Origin of the sequence: Nonomuraea sp. NPDC003804 (assembly GCF_040610675.1) — a bacterium.
Classification (GTDB): domain Bacteria; phylum Actinomycetota; class Actinomycetes; order Streptosporangiales; family Streptosporangiaceae; genus Nonomuraea.
Genome location: NZ_JBEXMT010000015.1, coordinates 91,402 through 107,976, shown reverse-complemented (window position 1 = coordinate 107,976; position 16,575 = coordinate 91,402). Strand labels below are relative to the sequence as shown.

Here is a 16,575-nt window from a genome sequence, read left to right as displayed (position 1 = left end):
TCCGCGCCCATGCATTTCAGCATTCGAATGATCGAACACCCCCGAGGAGGGCGAGCATGCCTCGAGAACCGGTACCACTCGAAGACAACTGGCCAGGCATGGACGCGGAACGAGATGGCGTCGTCTTCGACGAGAAAGCGATCGCGGGATCCGCTCAGGCGCTGAGAGATGCGCTGAGGCGCTTGACCGGCGAAGGTGGGAGCAACGAGAGGAGCGACTCTCTCGCCGGCCAGGGCACCATCGACGATCTGACTCAGTACACCACCCTCGATCAGCTCAGGACGCAGTTGCAGAGCGTTCGCAGGTGGGAGGGCGGTCTCACCTTCGCTCAGATGCTGGAGACCAGCCACCAGGAGTTCGTCCAGATTTACCGGGATGTCCAGAAGGCCTTCGACACCGCCATCGCGCTGATTGACGCCGGGGCCGGCAACTACAGGTCGGTGAGCGACGACGTGAACATGGGCGGGGTCTAGCATTATGGTCGAGGAGAGCATCAAGAAGACTCATGTGCTCAAGCCCTCCCGCGGCGAGTGGACAGTCGAACACGACGATCGCAGCGTGGCGGAGGTCAGGGACTTCATCAACGGCATCAGGGTCAAGGAGATCGAGGCTGCCGGAGCCGCCTACAAGGACGCGTACAGGGCCGTCACCGACGTCCAGTGGGCGCTGGCTCAGGAAGCCCTGGCGCTCACGAGGGTCTGGGAGGGGAAAGCCTCCGTAGCGGCGCAGAAGGCCCTGAGGACCCTCTATGTGGCGCTCGGCGAATTCGCCAAGAAGCTGCTCGAGATGGGCGACCCGCTGGTGACTCTGGCCGATGTGGTGCGCCAACACCAGGAGTTCCTCGACGGCAACCTTCAGGGCTCGGCGAACGGCGACGCGCGCCTGGCCCCCTGGAGTGATGACGACCACTCGCGGTTGTTCGGCTACGTCACCTTCGATGGAGCCATGCCGCGATACGAGGACGGAGTCATGAAGCAAGGCGGGCATAGCTTCGCCGCGCCCTTCGACAGTTCCCGGGATGAGCTGGCAGGACTGCATCTCAAGACGTTCAGCGAGGACCTTCAGGCGGTCTACGACAGGATGCCCGACAAGGTGGAGAAGGAACTGCCCGCCATCACCTATCCGGTGGAGCCGTCCGAGAAACGCAATTCGCTCGACCTTTCTCCTTTCGGCAAACCCCGGTTCGCCGGTACCTCGTATCCTTTCGGCACAGGCCCCGACCATACCGGCCCGACCGGCCTCTCGGGCGGCAGCCCTGCTGTCAAGGACTCCACCTTCCCAAGCTTCCCGCATCACGAAGGCCCTGACATTCCTGCTCGTCCCGACGATCGGAGCGGGCCGGATCTCGGCCGAGAGCCGGACACGCCATTGCCTGGCGCCGACCCGGGAGCCAAGGGCCCGAACGGCGACGCCTCATCGCCCAGCGACTCCACCCGTGGCCCGAACGATCCCACCGTTGCCCTGGATCAGCCGACACGTGCCTTCGGCCAGCCCGCTGACCCGCATACCGAGCTGGCGGACTTCCAGCGCTCCATCGACTCGCAAGGCACCTCGATCCCCTACACCCCGACGAACCCGATCCACTCCACCCCCACGAACCCGAACCACTCCCCGGCCACCACCTTCAGCGTTCCCGGCACCGGCGCGAGCCTCGGATCGGGAACGGTCAACCGCGGGGCCACCGCCTCGAACGGCATGGGCTCACCTTTCATGCCAATGGGCGGGGCGGGCGGTATGGGCGGCCCGGAGGAGAAGGACCGCGAATCCGGTATCTGGCTTCTCGAGGATGACGACGTCTGGGGCGGCGACACGGACGGTGTGGTCGACGGCAGACTCGGGTGACGCCTCCACCGATGCGGGCGGCGCCATCTCACCGGCAGCCTGCCGTACCGCCGGCACTCGCTCGCGTCCTGTTGGCTCCGTGCCTCCTGGTGGCCGGGCGGCGGGTGTCCGAGGTCGGCGATCAGGTGGTGGTGACCGAGGGCGCCTGCACGGCCGCGGTGGCACGGCGCCTGACACGTTCTCGGGGTGTCCACCCGGGTGGAGTCCGCCACCCATGCGCGGGGATCAGCTGCTCGCCCCGCCAGGATCCCAAGTGCATGGGTGGCGGACTTGGCGAAGTCGACGGCCCGCGCGTTGATCCCGGCCTGCATCCGCTCGACGGCCGACCGCTCGCCGTCCATGCTCCACAAGCTGTCCGCCTCCATGCCCAGCGGGCCCCACAGCTTGCGCTCCAGATAGGCGGAGACCGGGCCACCGGTGACCCGTTCGAGCACCAGGCCCAGCAGGACCGTGTTGATGTTGTTGTAGTGGAAGCGGCGGCCGGGCGGCTCGGCGATCTCGGTCTCCTCCAGGGCCGCCACGCGCAGGTCGAGGTCGTAGTAGGGGTTCTGGTGGGCCAGCCCTGACGACATTGTCAGCAGATGGCGCAGCGTGATGGGGCCGAAGGCGGCCCCCCGCACGGCCAGCTCGGGCAGGTAGGTCGTGACGGGGTCGTCGAGGGAGCCGATGAGGCCCTCGTCGAGGGCGATCGCGACGAGGGCCGAGACGAAGGGCTTGGCCACGGAGAACGAGGGGACCGCGGACTCGTGCCGGTAGCCCTGGAAGTAGCCCTCGAACAGGATGGTGTCATCCTTGATCGCGATGAAGGCCGTCGTCCTGGTGGCGCGCAGGAACTCGGCCAGGTCGCGTTCCACGACCCGGCCGCCCTCCCGGACGGGCACGCGCTGCGGTGGGATCCGGTCGGCGCCGGGCGCCCATCGTCGACTTCACCTCCGCGGCGTCCGCGTCGGCAGCGGCGCCGGCCGGAGCCGGCGACTGACGGCGAGTCCGGCCGGGGCCGGCGTGGGTGGGGTCCGGCGTCACCCACACCGGCCGGGGCCGGCCGTCAGGGGACCCAGTGGTTGCCGGTCACGGTGATCATGACCTGGAGCTGGATGCTGGCCGCGAAGTAGCTCTCCGCGTCGATCGGGGTGGCGACCATCTTGTTCCACAGGGCGTCCAGCCAGGCCTGGCTGCCGGAGTCGGTCATCGCCGCCACCGCGAACGGGGCGAAGAAGGCGGCGTCGCTGCCGCTGGAGATCTGCGCGCCGTTGAGCCGGTAGCCGATGGCGATCTTGCCGGGGTCGCCGCCGGTCTTGCTCCTGACCCAGGAGTTGAGCTTGCGGGCCGCCGCGAGCGACTTGGCGTCCCCGCTGGTCACCGCGTCGGCGCCGATGCGCCACGGGACGCGGCAGGAGTTCCACCAGTAGTAGCCGTCGTTGACGTGCTCCAGGACCTTGCCAGAGGCCGGCTTGGGCGTGGTGTTGGTGTTGACCACGAAGTCGGGCAGCAGGCCGGTGGCCGAAGCGTAGTTCGCCTGCATCGAGGCGATCAGGTTCTGGTGCGCCGTGCGCACGGTGTCCCAGGTGGCGTCACCGGTCGCTTTCCGGAAGGCGCGGAAGTGGTCCACCATCCAGTCGGAGGCGCGGGAGACGTAGTACCGCTGGTCGCCCGAATCGGCCCAGTCGCCCAGCTTGAGGAGGTTGGTGGACGGGTTCAGCTCGTCGCGCTTGATCGCGTTGATGTGCCTGATCGCGAGGTTGCGGTAGTTGTAGGTGCCGGAGCTGCCCCACTGGCGGTCGGCCATGAGCAGGCCGTAGGCGACGTCCATGTCGCCGTCGGTGGCGGCGTCCCCGCCCTCGACGCTCTGGCAGGAGGTGTCCTGCTCGGCGGCCAGCAGGTCGGGGTTGATGGACGAGGGGTGGTCCAGCATCCACTTGACCAGCCCGTCGAAGATCTTCTTGGCGTCGGGGTCGGCTCCGGCCATCGTCGCGGCGATCACCATGCCGTAGCCCTGGGCCTCACCCACGTAGGGGTGGTCGGCGTCGGGGGAGATGACCTGGTACCAGCCGTTGCCGCAGTTCTGCCGGACGAAGGCGGCCTTCCACCGCCGGTAGTAGTCGATCACCTTCTGGTCCAGCGCGGCCTGGTCGCCCGAGGGGCGCAGCATCCCCGCGGCGTAGGGGATGGTGTGGCTGCCGAAGGGGACGGCGGGTCCGCCCTGGCTCGCCTGGGTGGTCGCGGTGATCGCGGTGCTGGCCGGAGAGGTGTTCCCGGCGGCGTCGCGGGCCTTGACGGTGTAGGAGTAGCCGGTCGAGGCGCTCAGCCCGGTGTCGGTGTGGGTGGTGCCCGTGGCGGTGGCGACCCGGGTGCCGTCCCGGTAGACGTCGTACCCGGTGACGCCGACGTTGTCGGTGGCGGCGTTCCAGGCGAGCGAGACGCTGCTGGAGGTGGTGGCCGTGGCGCGCAGGCTCCCGGGGGCGGTCGGGGCGGTGGTGTCGCCGCCGGCGGTGCTGCCGTAGACCTCGAACTCCCACAGCGAGTAGCCGTAGGGCGTGCCGCGGGTCGTGCCGTACAGGCGGATGTAGCGGCCGGTGCCGGTGACGGCCAGGTCGTCGACGGCGCCGTCGCCGGTGCTGGTGGAGTAGGCGTCGGTCCAGGTGGAGCCGTCCGCGGAGGTCTGGATCCGGTAGGCCTTGGCGTAGGCCGCCTCCCAGGTGAGCCGCACCCTGCTGATCGTGGCGGCGGCGCCGAGGTCGACGCTGATCCATTCGGGGTCGTGGCCCTCGGCGCTGGCCCAGCGGGTGCCGGTGTCGCCGTCGACCGCCAGGCCGGCGCCGAAACCGCTGCCCTCCACGGAGGAGGAGGTGGCCGGCTTGCCCTGCGACAGCAGGACGTCCGCCCGCGCGGTGGCGGCCGCTGCCGGGGGTGCTGACAGGATGGGGTGGACGAGGAGGGCGGCCAGGGCGGCGGCTCTCAGACGAGATGTCATGCGCGGGTCCTCCAGGGGGATAGTTAGGAAGACTTCCTAACTAACGCCGCAGGGTAAGGTCCTTCCGGCGCGCGCGCAAGACCCAAGCGGCGATTCGTCCAAGACCCGAGGTCACGGAGGGCGACCAGGGTGGGCGGGCACGGAGGTACCCACCCGCCCACCGTGGAGGCCAGGGTCAGCGCCAGATGACGGCCTGCGTGTTGAGGCCGGTGTTCCAGTGGTAGTCGATGAAGCCGGCGATCCAGCCCTGGTTGTTGATGTCGAAAGCTTGGGAGGAGTCCACCCTCACATCGGCGGGCAGCGGCAGGGTCCGGGGCGGGGCGGTGGGGCCGGCCCACAGGGTGGCGAAGCCGTACACCTCGCCGACCTTGATGGAGGAGCCGACGATCTGGCCGCGGTCGTTGATGGCCTCGGCGCCGGCGCCTGAAGCGTCGGCGGGCAGGGGAAGGGGTGTCATGGAGGAGCCGTCCCAGAAGAAGCCGCGGCGGCGGCCGTCGGCCGTGTCCGAGTTGCCGACCACCTGGCCGAGGTTGTTGATCGAGCTGGGGGAGCTCATCCCGCCCAGCGTGCCGAGCTCCCGGCCGGTGCCGTCGTGCCACAGGTACGCCCGGTACGTCGACAGCGGGAAGCCGCTCTCGTCCACGGTGTAGTTGTCGGCGCCCACCACCTGGCCGCTGTCGTTGACGGCGTTGGCCGTCAGGCCGGGACGGCGGTCGATGACGGTCTTGATGTCACCGGACAGCAGGAAGGCGCGCTGCTCGGCGAAGCCGGGGGTGGGGGCGAAAGTGCCGATGATGTGCCCGCGGGCGACGTCCGCGCCGCAGAAGCCGGGTGCGCCGTGCGCCCCGAGATCGGTCATCGTGCCGTTCTGCCACAGGAAGGGACTCCACTCACCCGAAGGCAACTCGCTGCAGCCGACGACGCGGCCGTCATCGTCGACGTCGGAGGCGAAGCTGGTCTCACCGCCGAGCGTGCCGAGGTCGGTCATCTTGCCGTTCTTCCAGAGGAACGCGTGGCTGAGCCCGGACTCCACCGGGCTGTCGCCGACGACGTGGCCGTGGTTGTTGATACCGCGGGCGATGCTCCACGTGCCGCCGAGGGTGCCGAGGTGGACGGCGCGCAGGGGTGCCGCTGTGTCGGCCGCCGCGGCGTGCGGAGAGGTGATCGAGGCTAATGACGTGGTCGCGGCCAGGGCCACGGCCGTCGCTGTGAGACGGCGGAGGTATCGGCGCATGCTGAAGGTCCCTTCGGGAGGGGCGGGAGGGGGTCGTGATCACCGTAAGGCCGCTCTCGGCCGGCATTTCTCACGAAGTCCTTACGCCCTGGAGCGCACCGGTCGCCCGGTCGGGCGTCACATGAGATCTACTTTGTAAAGGCGGCGCCTTCCTCCGCAGGTTCGAGTCCGACACCTGGATCTGCCCGGTGCCCGACGAGCCGGTGTTCGCCTTCGACGACTCCCGCATCGCGGCCGAGGGGCTGCGGATCCACCGCCAGGGTGGGGCGGCCGCTGGCCCCCGCCGTCCGCTCGGCCCGGCTGCTCCAGTGAGCTGACGCCGTCCCGGTCAGGCCAGGAACCGTCCCGCGATGAGGGTCCAGTTCTCGTCGGAACGGTCGACCCGCTGGTCGGTGACCCGGTCGGCGGCCGCGGTGAAGGCCCGCAGCCCGCGCAGGAGAGCTTTGCGGGCCGCGGGCGGCATCTGGTCCATCACCTGGGCCAGGTCGTCGCGGCGCCGCTTGCGCAGCTCCTCCAGCAGGGCCTTTCCCGAGGCGGTCAGGCGGATGGTCAGCTCGCGCCGGTCGTCGCGGGAGGCCGCGCGGCGTACCCACCCCGTCGCCTCCAGGCGATCGCACAGCCTGCTGGTGGAGGACGGCAGCGCGCCCAGCGCCTCGCCCAGCCTGGCGAGGTTGATCTCGCCGTGGCGCTCGATGGTCAGCAGCGCCTGGAGCTGGGTGGAGGAGACCTGGGTGGCCGCGGAGTGGCGGGAGTACGCCCAGACCGCGATCAGCGCCGCGGCGGCGCTTTCGACGGCGGCCCCGGTGGCGGGGTCGAGGTGACCGAGCTCGTGATGGTCGTTCATGCGGCAATCCAGGTTCGAGCCGAGGGCGCGTCCGTCACATGACGTCGCCCCTGGCGGGGGGAAGGTCATCAGCCTGCTGCTCGGCCGTCCAGTCAAGGCAGACCACGACGGCGTCGTCGAAGACGTCCACGCCTTCTCTGAAGGTCAGCATGCCACGAATCATGGTACGGACCGCCTCGTCGGCCGGTTGGAGGCGTGTGGATCTGACGGCGGACTCCAGCAGTGCCTCGCCGAAGGAGCCGTCCTGCCGCGACCGCGCGTCGTACACCCCGTCGGTCATGACGACGAGCCGGTCGCCGGGTTGGAGCGTGACACTCTGCTCGGTGTAGGCGGTATTGCCGAACATGCCGAGGGGAAGCTGCTGCTCCAGCTTGATCGTCTCGACGTCGGTGCCGCGCAGGCGCATCATGCGCGGGGAGCCGGCGTCGACGGCGGACAGCTGCCCCGTGACGGCGTCGAAGTGGAGCAGGAGGGTCGAGACGTGCTCGCGCCCGCCGTACTGCGCGTAGACCGCCTCGTCGGCGAGGCCGGCCTGCTCTTCCAGGTTCGCCCCCGAACGGCGGGCGTTGCGCAGCGCGGTGACGGCCAGCGTGGTGAGCAGCGCCGCGCGCATGCCCTCGCCCATGCCGTTGGTGATCGAGACGGTCAGTGAGCCGGGGCCGCAGCTCCAGTCGAAGTTGTCGCCGTAGACGGCGTAGGCCGGTTCGAGCTGGCCCGCGAGCCGGTAGCCGGTACCGCGGTGGCCGTAGCCGGGCAGCAGGCCCCACTGCATCTCGGCGGCCAGCGTCATCCGGGCCAGGCGGCGGGCCCGCTGGTAGCGGTCGGTGAGCCGGTCCGCGCCGAGCAGGCCGTGCGCGAGCGCGGCGGCGACCTCGCCGAAGTCGGGCATCTCGTCGTGCTCGGGCGGGGCGGGCAGGCGGACGCCGAGCACGCCGAACCGTTCGCCGCAGGCCGTGACGGGCAGGTAGAGGGTGCTGTGGGCGTCCTCCCAGAGCGGCTGCTGGGAGGCGAAGGCGCGCCCGGCGGCGCTGGAGTCGATGCGGATCTCGGGGGTCGCCGGGTCGGGGTCGGCGAGCACCGGTCGCAGTGCCACGAGCGCGTAGTCGGCCAGCAGGAGCTCCACGCTCCGCGCGGATCCGTGCCCGATGAGCGCATCGCGGACCGCTTCGGCCAGAGCGTACGGCGCAGCGGCGCGCATCGCTTGGTAGACGGCGTTCAGGCCGTTTCGGAGTGCCACGTGCCATTCCTAGCGGATGGAGAGGTTCTTTGCACCATAGCAAATAGTTGGTCACCGCTACGGATTGTCGATACATGATCCTCTGCGCTAGCCTCCTGTCAATATTTGTCTCATGGCAACGATATTGAGGGGGCGGGCGACAGCGTGAGCGGCAGCCGGTCGGGTGCGCGGCAGGTCGGCCAGACGGGAGAGCTCGAGCTGCGGCAGCTGCTGGCCGGGCTCACCGCCGTCAGGGACGGAGACTTCGGCACGCGACTGCCCGGCGACGCCGACGGCCTGCTGGGCGAGATCGCCCACGTCTTCAACGGCATGGTCGACCAGCTGTCGCTGTTCACCTCGGAGGTCACCAGGGTGGCCAGGGAGGTCGGCACCGAGGGACGGCTGGGCGGTCAGGCCGATGTGCCGGGTGTGTCAGGCACGTGGAAAGATCTTACCGACTCCGTGAACGCCATGGCCGGCAACCTGACCGCCCAGGTGCGCAACATCTCGCAGGTGGCGACCGCGGTGGCGCGCGGCGACCTCAGCCAGAAGATCACCGTCTCGGCGCGCGGGGAGATCCTGGAGCTGAAGAACACGCTCAACACGATGGTCGACCAGCTGTCGTCGTTCGCCGACGAGGTGACCAGGGTGGCCCGCGAGGTGGGCACCGAGGGACGGCTGGGCGGCCAGGCCGACGTCAAGGGCGTCTCCGGCACCTGGAAGGCCCTGACGGAGTCGGTCAACGTCATGGCCGACAACCTCACCGCGCAGGTGCGCAGCATCGCCGAGGTCACCACCGCCGTCGCGAAGGGCGACCTGACGCAGAAGATCAGGGTGGACGCCCGCGGCGAGATCCTCGAGCTCAAGGAGACCATCAACACGATGGTCGACCAGCTGTCCGCCTTCGCCGACGAGGTGACACGCGTCGCCCGCGAGGTCGGCACCGAGGGCCAGCTCGGCGGACAGGCCACCGTGCGGGGCGTGTCGGGCACCTGGAAGGACCTCACCGACAACGTCAACTTCATGGCCTCCAACCTGACCGACCAGGTGCGCGGCATCGCCCAGGTGGCGACCGCGGTGGCCAAGGGCGACCTGTCGCAGAAGATCATCGTCGAGGCCAAGGGGGAGGTGGCCGCGCTCGCGCAGACGATCAACACGATGGTCGGCACGCTGTCCGCCTTCGCCGACGAGGTGACCAGGGTGGCCCGCGAGGTCGGCACCGAAGGCCAGCTCGGCGGCCAGGCCCGCGTGCCCAACGTCGCGGGCACCTGGAAGGACCTCACCGACAACGTCAACTCCATGGCCGACAACCTGACCAACCAGGTGCGCAGCATCGCCCAGGTCACCACCGCCGTGGCCAGGGGCGACCTCACCAGGAAGATCGACGTGGACGCCCGCGGCGAGATCCTGGAGCTCAAGACCACGATCAACACGATGGTCGACCAGCTGTCGTCCTTCGCGGCCGAGGTGACCAGGGTGGCCCGCGAGGTCGGCAGCGAGGGACGGCTGGGCGGCCAGGCCGAGGTCGAGGGCGTGTCAGGCACGTGGAAGCGGCTGACGGAGAACGTCAACGAGCTGGCCGGCAACCTGACCCGCCAGGTGCGCGCCATCGCCGAGGTGACCAGCGCCGTCACCTCGGGCGACCTGACCCGCTCCATCACGGTCGACGCCTCCGGCGAGGTGGCCGAGCTCAAGGACAACATCAACTCGATGGTGAAGTCGCTGCGCGAGACCACCAGGGCCAACCAGGACCAGGACTGGCTCAAGTCCAACCTGGCCCGGATGTCGGGCCTCATGCAGGGGCACCGGGACCTGTCCACGGTGGCCGAGCTGGTGATGAACGAGCTCGCGCCGCTGGTCTCGGCCCAGGTCGGCGCCTTCTACCTGGCCGAGGAGTCGCCCGCCGGCACCGAGCTGCAGCTCATCAGCGCCTACGGCCACCCGGCGGGCGACTCCGTCACGAGGTTCAGGATGGGCGAGTCGCTGGTCGGCCAGGCCGCCCGCACCCGCAGGACGATCGCGATGGAGGAGATCCCGCCCGGCTACGTCAGGATCTCCTCCGGGCTCGGCCAGACCGTGCCCACGTCCCTGATCGTCCTGCCCATCGTGGTCGAGGAGCAGGTGCTCGGCGTCATCGAGCTGGCCTCGCTGTACGCGTTCACCCCCGTGCACCGGGCCTTCCTCGACCAGCTCATGGAGACGATAGGGGCCAACGTCAACACCATCGTCGCCAACGCCCGCACCGACGAGCTGCTGGCGGAGTCGCAGCGGCTGACCGCCGAGCTTCAGTCCCGCTCGGAGGAGCTGCAGAACCAGCAGGAGGAGCTGCGGCGCTCCAACGCCGAACTGGAGGAGAAGGCGGCGCTGCTGGCCGCGCAGAACCAGGACATCGAGACCAAGAACCTGGAGATCGAGCAGGCCAGGCAGGAGCTGGAGGACCGCGCCCAGCAGCTGTCGCTGGCCTCCACGTACAAGAGCGAGTTCCTGGCCAACATGAGCCACGAGCTGCGGACGCCGCTGAACTCCCTGCTCATCCTCGCGCAGCTGCTGGCCCAGAACCCCACCCGCAACCTGACCCCCAAGCAGGTCGAGTACGCCAGCGTCATCCACTCGGCCGGATCGGACCTGCTGCAGCTCATCAACGACATCCTCGACCTGTCCAAGGTGGAGGCCGGCAAGATGGACATCAGCCCCGAACGGGTGTCGCTGCGCCAGTTGCTCGACTACGTCGAGGCCACCTTCCGGCCGATGACCACGGACAAGAGCCTCGAGTTCCGCGTCACGACCGCGCCCGGGGTGCCCGAGGGCCTGCTCACCGACGACTCCAGGCTCCGCCAGGTGCTGCGCAACCTGCTGTCCAACGCGGTCAAGTTCACCGAGACCGGCAGCGTCGAGCTGCGCATCGAACCGGTTCCCCGGGCACAGCTCCCCGCCTCGGTCAGACCGTACGGCCCCGCCGTCGCCTTCCGCGTCATCGACACCGGCATCGGCATCGCCGAGCAGCAGCTGGAAGCCATCTTCGGCGCCTTCCAGCAGGCCGACGGCACCACCAGCCGCAAGTACGGCGGCACCGGGCTCGGCCTGTCCATCAGCAGGGAGATCGCCTACCTGCTCGGCGGCGCGATCACCGCGCAGAGCGCGCAGGGCGAGGGCAGCACGTTCACGCTGTTCCTGCCGGTCGCCAGACCCGACTTCACCGAGCGGCCCGCCGACCCCGCGGCGCCGCACGCCGGCCGCGGCGACGCCGAGCGCCTCGCCGGCCGGCAGCAGGACCAGCCCCCGCCCCAGCAGCCGCCGCACCCGCAGCGCAGGCTGCTGGTGGTGGAGGAACGGCCGCGCGGCCTGCTGTCGCTGGTGGCCGAGAGCGTCCTGGCGGACCTGGCCGGCCGCGACGTCGGCACCGCCCCCATGGAAGGCCCCATCGAGATGGTGACCGCCGCGGGCGCGCAGGAGGCCGCGGCCACGCTGGCCGCCGAGCCCTGCCACTGCATCGTCCTCGACCTCGACATGCCGGGCAGGGCGGGCTTCGGGCTGCTGGACGCCATCGACGGCGACACCGCGCTGCGCGGGGTGCCCATCCTGGCCTACAACAACTGGCGCATGGACCTGGCGCAGGAACGGCAACTGCGGTCCCGCGCCGACTGCCAGCCGCTGGAGCTGCTGTCGAGCCTGGACGAGCTGCGCGAGCGCATCGCCCTGCACCTGACCGCCGACCAGCCGGGCGACGTGCTGCCGCTGGTGCGTTCGGAGAAGGTGGGCCGGCCCGCCGGCCGGGAGCAGGACGACACGCTGGCCGGCCGTACCGTGCTGGTGGTCGACGACGACGCGCGCAACCTGTTCGCGCTGACCAGCATCCTGGAGATCCACGGCATGCGGGTGCTGCACGCCGAGAACGGGCGCGCGGGCATCGACACGCTGATCGCCCACCCCGAGATTGACCTCGTGCTGATGGACGTGATGATGCCGGAGATGGACGGCTACACGGCCACCTCGGCGATCAGGGCCATGCCGCAGTACGCGGAACTGCCGATCATCGCGGTCACCGCCAAGGCGATGCCGGGCGACCAGGAGAAGAGCCTGGCGGCGGGGGCGAGCGGCCACGTCACCAAACCCGTCGACTCCGACAGCCTGCTGGCCCGCATCCAGCAGTGGATCGCACGCTAGCCCGTGGAGGCCGTCCCCGTGGAAGGAACAGAGCAGAGCGTGCCGACCCCTACCCGGCCCGATGAGCCGACCCCGCGCCACGCCGGCACCGTCGGCAGGCTGGCCGCCACGATCGAGCGGCTGCGCGACGAGATCGCGCGCGCCCAGCACGCGGCCGAGGGGCGGGCGCTGATCGAGCTGGCCAAGGGCATCCTGGTCGAGCGGCTGCACTGCGGCCCCACCGAGGCGGCCCTGCAGCTCGCGACGCTCGCCGAGCAGGCCGGACTGTCCCAGTTGGAGCTGGCCGCCGACCTCATCGACCAGGCCGCGCAGGACCGGCTGACGCAGGTCGCGCGCGAGCTGCTCGCCGAGCGGCCGCGGCGCGGCGGCGGCGGCGACGGCGGCGGCGACGAAGATGATGACGGCGGTGATGGTGACGGCGGCGGTGATGGTGACGGCGGCGGTGACGGCGGCGGCTCGGTCGCGGTGCAGCTGCGCGAGGCCGAAAGCGGCATGCTGGGCGCCGCCGACAGCCAGATGGTGGCCGAGTCCCTGCTGGAACACGCGCTGACGCCACTGGGCGCCACCGCGGTCGCGCTGTGGTCGGCCGGCGCCGACGCCTCGCTGACCCTGGTGGGCTTCGCCGGGCACAGCGTGGAGGAGGCCAGGAGGTGGCGCTACGTGCCACCCGGCGTGGCCACGCCGGCCCGGCGCGCGCTCATGGAACGGCGCATGGTGTGGTTCGCCGACCTCGGCGAGTCGGGCCTGCCGTCCATCGGCCACCGCCAGGCCGTGCCGGCCGGCCGCGTCGTGGTGCCCGCCGGCACCGGCGGCCGCATCCTCGGCGTCCTGGAGATCAGCTGGCCGCAGCCGCTGCAACGGCAGCCGGCACCGGTCCACCGCCAGGTGGAGGCCCTGGCCGAGCTGTGCGCGCGCACCCTGGAAGACCGCGCGGCCACGCCCGCTCCGGCGCCCGACCTGGCCGAACTGGTCGAACTGGCCGACGCGCTCGCCGACCCGGCCCTCGTGCTGCGCCCCGAACTGGACGCCGGCGGGCTGCTGACCGACTTCCGCATCCACCACGCCAACCCGCGCTTCGCCGACCCCGCGGGCCGGCCCCGCACCGTGGTCGCCGGGGCCCTGCTGCTGGAGGCCTACCCGACGGCGGCCGAGGAACACGGCCTGTTCGAGAAGATCGAGCACGTGCACGCCACCGGCGAGGCCTTCCGCACCGAGCGGATGACGCTCACCGCGCTGATCGAGCACGTACCGCTGACCAGCGTGGCCGGCGTGAGCATCACCCGGCACGGCGACTGCGTGCTGCTGATCTGGCGGATGCGGGACGAGTCGTTGCGCCTGGCCAGCCTGCTGCAGCACGCCCAGCGGCTCGGCCGGATCGGCGGGTTCGAGGAGGACGCCCAGACCGGCGAGATCACCTGGAACAGCCAACTCCACGAGCTGCACGGACTGGAGCCGGGCGAGCGGCCGATCCCGCTGGAGCACCTGCGCGAGCACGCCCACCCGGACGACGCCAACGCCCTCGGCCGCTTCCTGCGCACCGTGCTCCACCACCGGCGGCCCGCCTCCACCACCTTCAGGCTCCAGCGTCCCGACGGCAGCACCCGGCACATCCGCGTCGTCGCCGAACCCGTCTTCGACGCCGACGACCGGCTGCTGGCCGTACGGGGGGCCTATCAGGACATCTCCGCCCAGCACTGGACCGAGGTCGCGCTGGCCGCCACCCGCGACCAGCTGGCCCACTCCGAGCAGCAGGCGGCCGAACGCAACCGGCTCACGCTGCAGCTCCAGCACGCCATCATGCCGCCGGCCCAGGGGCCGGTGGAGGCGTTCGGCCTGAACATCGCCGTCCGCTACCGGCCCGCGGAGGAAGGCCACCTGGTCGGCGGCGACTGGTACGACGCGGTCGTGCTGCCGTCGAAGAAGGTCCTGCTGTCGGTGGGCGACGTCGCCGGGCACGGCATCGAGGCGGCCACCGGCATGGTCGTCCTGCGCAACGCGCTGCGTGGCCTGGCCACCACCGGAGCGGGCCCGGCGCAGCTCATGGGCTGGCTCAACCTGGTCACCCACCACCTGACCGAACGCGTCACCGCGACGGCCATCTGCGGCCTGTACGACCCGGAGACCCGCGTGCTCCGCTGGGCCAGGGCCGGCCACCTGCCGCCGGTGCTGGTACGCGACGGCGGGGCGGCCGAGCTTCCGTTGATCAACGGGCTGATGCTCGGCGTGATCTCGGAGGCCGACTACGAGGAGGGAGTCGTCCAGCTGGAGCGCGACGACACCCTGTTCATGTACACCGACGGCCTGATCGAACGGCGCGACGTCACCCTGGAACGCTCGCAGGAACACCTGCTCGCCACGTTGGAGCAGCTGAGCACCACGCTGGAGCACAGCCTCGACCGGCTCCTCACGCACAGCAACTCCGACACCGACGACGACACCTGCCTGATCGGCATCGAAGTGCTCTGACCGCCCGTCGAGGTGCTCTGACCGCCCGTCGACGTGCTCTGATCGGCCGTCGAGGTGGTCTGACCGGCGTCCAGGTGTTCTGACTGGCCAGCGACGTGGTCTGGCCGGCCGTCGAGGTGCTCTGGCCGGCCATAGTGACGGCCACGGCAGTCCGGGCGACGGCGACGGCGGCGGTGACGGCCGCCACGTTGACGGGCGGCCGTCACCGAGCCCGCCCGGTCACCGAATCCGCTGGGCCACCGGGCCTGCTCGGTCACCGGACCTGTTTGGCCCCCCAGGCCGGTTTCGGACCAGCGGGGGTCACCGAACCCGCTGGCCCTCACCGGACCCCTTGGCCCTCACCGGACCCCTTGGCCCTCACCGGACCCCTTGGCCCTCACCGGACCCCTTGGCCCTCACCGGACCCCTTGGTCCTCATCGGTCCTCACCGGATCCGCTTGGCCGTCATCGGCCCGCTTCGTGAGGCCCGCTTCGTAGGCCCGGTTTGTGAGGCCCGGTTTGTGAGGCCCGGTTTGTGAGGCCCGCTTCGTGAGGCCCGGTTTGTCGGGCCCGGTTTGTCGGGCCCGCTTGGTCGCCTGGCCCGTGTGGTCACCGGGGTCACCGGGCTCCTTGATCGCCGGAGCCCCTTGGTTGCCGGGCGCTGCCGGTCAGCGGGTCTCCTGCCGCCGACGGCAGGCCACGCAGTGCCGCGTCAGCGGCCGGATCTTCAGCCGCTCGAACGGGATGGCCGTGCCGCAGTCGGCGCACTGCCCGTAGGACCGGCCGGACACCCGCTCCAGGCACAGCTGGATCTCGGCGATGCTCCGCTCGGTCGCGGCCAGATCGGCGAGCACGCCCTGCAGGGAGCCGTCGCCCTTGTCGATGTTCTCGGCCAGGACCCTGAGCTCGTCCAGCCGCGACGTGCGCCACATCAGCTGCTCCCGCAGGTCCTCGGTGATGGCCTGGACCTGGACGTCGCTGAGCAGGACGGATTCGTTGTCGTGAGTCATGAGTGCTTCCTTGTACGGGTCGAGGGGACGGCACTGACGCCGTCGGTCAGATCGCGGATGCCGCAGTCGCTGCTCTCGGGGCGCGCGGCATCGCGCATGCGGTCAGGTCGCCGACTCCACGGGCCCAGGCCGGGAGTGCGCGGCGGCGGCCCATGAGCCGCGGCGCCGAACCGCGGCCAAGCGGCGCCGAACCACCGGCAAACGGCGCCGAACCGCGGGCGAGCGGACACGCCTGCCCGCATCCCGGGCGCGGCACAGCGGACATGCGACAGCGACATGCGACATGCGACATGCGTCATGGGTGAGATGGGCGACATGGCGACGTCGCGTCGGGGACGCGTGGCACGGCGACATCGCGTCGTGTCCCGCCACGCTCTGAGCAGAGCGTCGCGGGACACGACGCGTGAAGAGAAAGGAGAGGCTCTAGACCAGCGGCGGGCTACGCGACCCCGCGGTGCGATGCCCGGACTGCTGGGGGTCGCAGATGGCCGCGGAGCCGGAGGCGGGCCAGGTCAGACCCGGCGTCTCGGGAACGGATTGCGTCCGGTTCCCTGCCGGCCACAGGCGCGGCAGGTGTTCGGTGCCTCTGACCGCGGCCGTTGGCAGCGTCGACAGCGTCGACACCTCGGCCCCCGGCGTCACGACTTCCATGGCGAAGGCGGCGCGATGGTGGATGCCGCCGGCCCAGGTGGGAGTGACGGCGACCAGGCCCAAGGCAAGCAGAAGCAGGCCGACCGCCGCCATGAAGGCGGTCGAACCGCGAGTGCGCCAGAAGGTCGCCATGAGGCCGACCATAGCCCACTTCCGCGCCGGGAGCACCGGAGTATGTCCAGGGCAAGGCCGGCAGGG

The 16,575-nt window shown here is 70.7% G+C and carries 11 protein-coding genes and 1 pseudogene; 5 read left to right on the top strand and 7 right to left on the bottom strand.

The window, feature by feature from the left end; translation table 11 throughout:
- The first annotated feature begins 56 nt into the window (after positions 1-56).
- Positions 57-473, top strand: coding sequence for a hypothetical protein (locus ABZX22_RS21605; RefSeq protein ID WP_354911738.1), 417 nt, complete (start codon positions 57-59; stop codon positions 471-473).
- 4 nt (positions 474-477) lie between these two features.
- A pseudogene (locus ABZX22_RS21600) lies at positions 478-819 on the top strand (WXG100 family type VII secretion target); the annotation flags it as partial.
- 740 nt (positions 820-1,559) lie between these two features.
- Here ABZX22_RS21600 and ABZX22_RS21595 read toward each other — a convergent pair.
- The 3 genes from ABZX22_RS21595 to ABZX22_RS21585 all read right to left on the bottom strand — a co-directional run bounded on the left by ABZX22_RS21595 (position 1,560) and on the right by ABZX22_RS21585 (position 6,047).
- A complete protein-coding gene (locus ABZX22_RS21595; RefSeq protein WP_354911736.1) occupies positions 1,560-2,696 on the bottom strand; it encodes a serine hydrolase domain-containing protein in 1,137 nt (378 codons plus the stop codon).
- A 191-nt stretch (positions 2,697-2,887) separates the two neighbouring features.
- Positions 2,888-4,813 carry a glycosyl hydrolase family 8 gene (locus tag ABZX22_RS21590; protein WP_354911733.1) on the bottom strand — a complete coding sequence of 642 codons (1,926 nt, stop codon included), beginning with the start codon at positions 4,811-4,813 and terminating at the stop codon, positions 2,888-2,890.
- A gap of 175 nt (positions 4,814-4,988) precedes the next feature.
- Positions 4,989-6,047 carry a hypothetical protein gene (locus tag ABZX22_RS21585; protein ID WP_354911731.1) on the bottom strand — a complete coding sequence of 353 codons (1,059 nt, stop codon included), beginning with the start codon at positions 6,045-6,047 and terminating at the stop codon, positions 4,989-4,991.
- Positions 6,048-6,235: 188 nt separating this feature from the next.
- Here ABZX22_RS21585 and ABZX22_RS21580 point away from each other — a divergent pair, with 188 nt between their 5' ends.
- Positions 6,236-6,364 carry a hypothetical protein gene (locus ABZX22_RS21580; RefSeq protein ID WP_354911728.1) on the top strand — a complete coding sequence of 43 codons (129 nt, stop codon included), beginning with the start codon at positions 6,236-6,238 and terminating at the stop codon, positions 6,362-6,364.
- Between the two features lie 11 nt (positions 6,365-6,375).
- Here the strand turns inward: ABZX22_RS21580 and ABZX22_RS21575 are convergent, their stop codons facing one another.
- Together ABZX22_RS21575 and ABZX22_RS21570 are read right to left on the bottom strand one after the other, a co-directional pair.
- Positions 6,376-6,891 carry a MarR family transcriptional regulator gene (locus ABZX22_RS21575; protein WP_354911726.1) on the bottom strand — a complete coding sequence of 172 codons (516 nt, stop codon included), beginning with the start codon at positions 6,889-6,891 and terminating at the stop codon, positions 6,376-6,378.
- A 34-nt stretch (positions 6,892-6,925) separates the two neighbouring features.
- The gene (locus ABZX22_RS21570; RefSeq protein ID WP_354911723.1) at positions 6,926-8,128 is read right to left on the bottom strand and encodes a PP2C family protein-serine/threonine phosphatase; all 1,203 of its coding nucleotides are present in this window, start codon (positions 8,126-8,128) and stop codon (positions 6,926-6,928) included.
- A 144-nt stretch (positions 8,129-8,272) separates the two neighbouring features.
- Between ABZX22_RS21570 and ABZX22_RS21565 the strand changes: the two genes are divergently transcribed.
- Together ABZX22_RS21565 and ABZX22_RS21560 are read left to right on the top strand one after the other, a co-directional pair.
- Entirely contained in the window at positions 8,273-12,271 is a 3,999-nt protein-coding gene (locus tag ABZX22_RS21565; protein WP_354911720.1) for a HAMP domain-containing protein, read from the top strand.
- Positions 12,272-12,310: 39 nt separating this feature from the next.
- Complete coding sequence (locus ABZX22_RS21560; RefSeq protein WP_354911717.1) at positions 12,311-14,737, top strand: SpoIIE family protein phosphatase; 2,427 nt, start codon at positions 12,311-12,313, stop codon at positions 14,735-14,737.
- Positions 14,738-15,384: 647 nt separating this feature from the next.
- On the opposite strand, the gene ABZX22_RS21555 is transcribed toward ABZX22_RS21560, so the two are convergent.
- Both ABZX22_RS21555 and ABZX22_RS21550 read right to left on the bottom strand, forming a co-directional pair.
- Positions 15,385-15,726 (bottom strand): TraR/DksA C4-type zinc finger protein, encoded by a 342-nt coding sequence (locus ABZX22_RS21555; RefSeq protein WP_354911714.1) that lies wholly within the window; start codon positions 15,724-15,726, stop codon positions 15,385-15,387.
- A 423-nt stretch (positions 15,727-16,149) separates the two neighbouring features.
- Positions 16,150-16,509: a hypothetical protein gene (locus ABZX22_RS21550; protein WP_354911711.1), complete on the bottom strand. Its 360-nt coding sequence runs from the start codon at positions 16,507-16,509 to the stop codon at positions 16,150-16,152.
- Between the last annotated feature and the right edge of the window lie 66 nt (positions 16,510-16,575).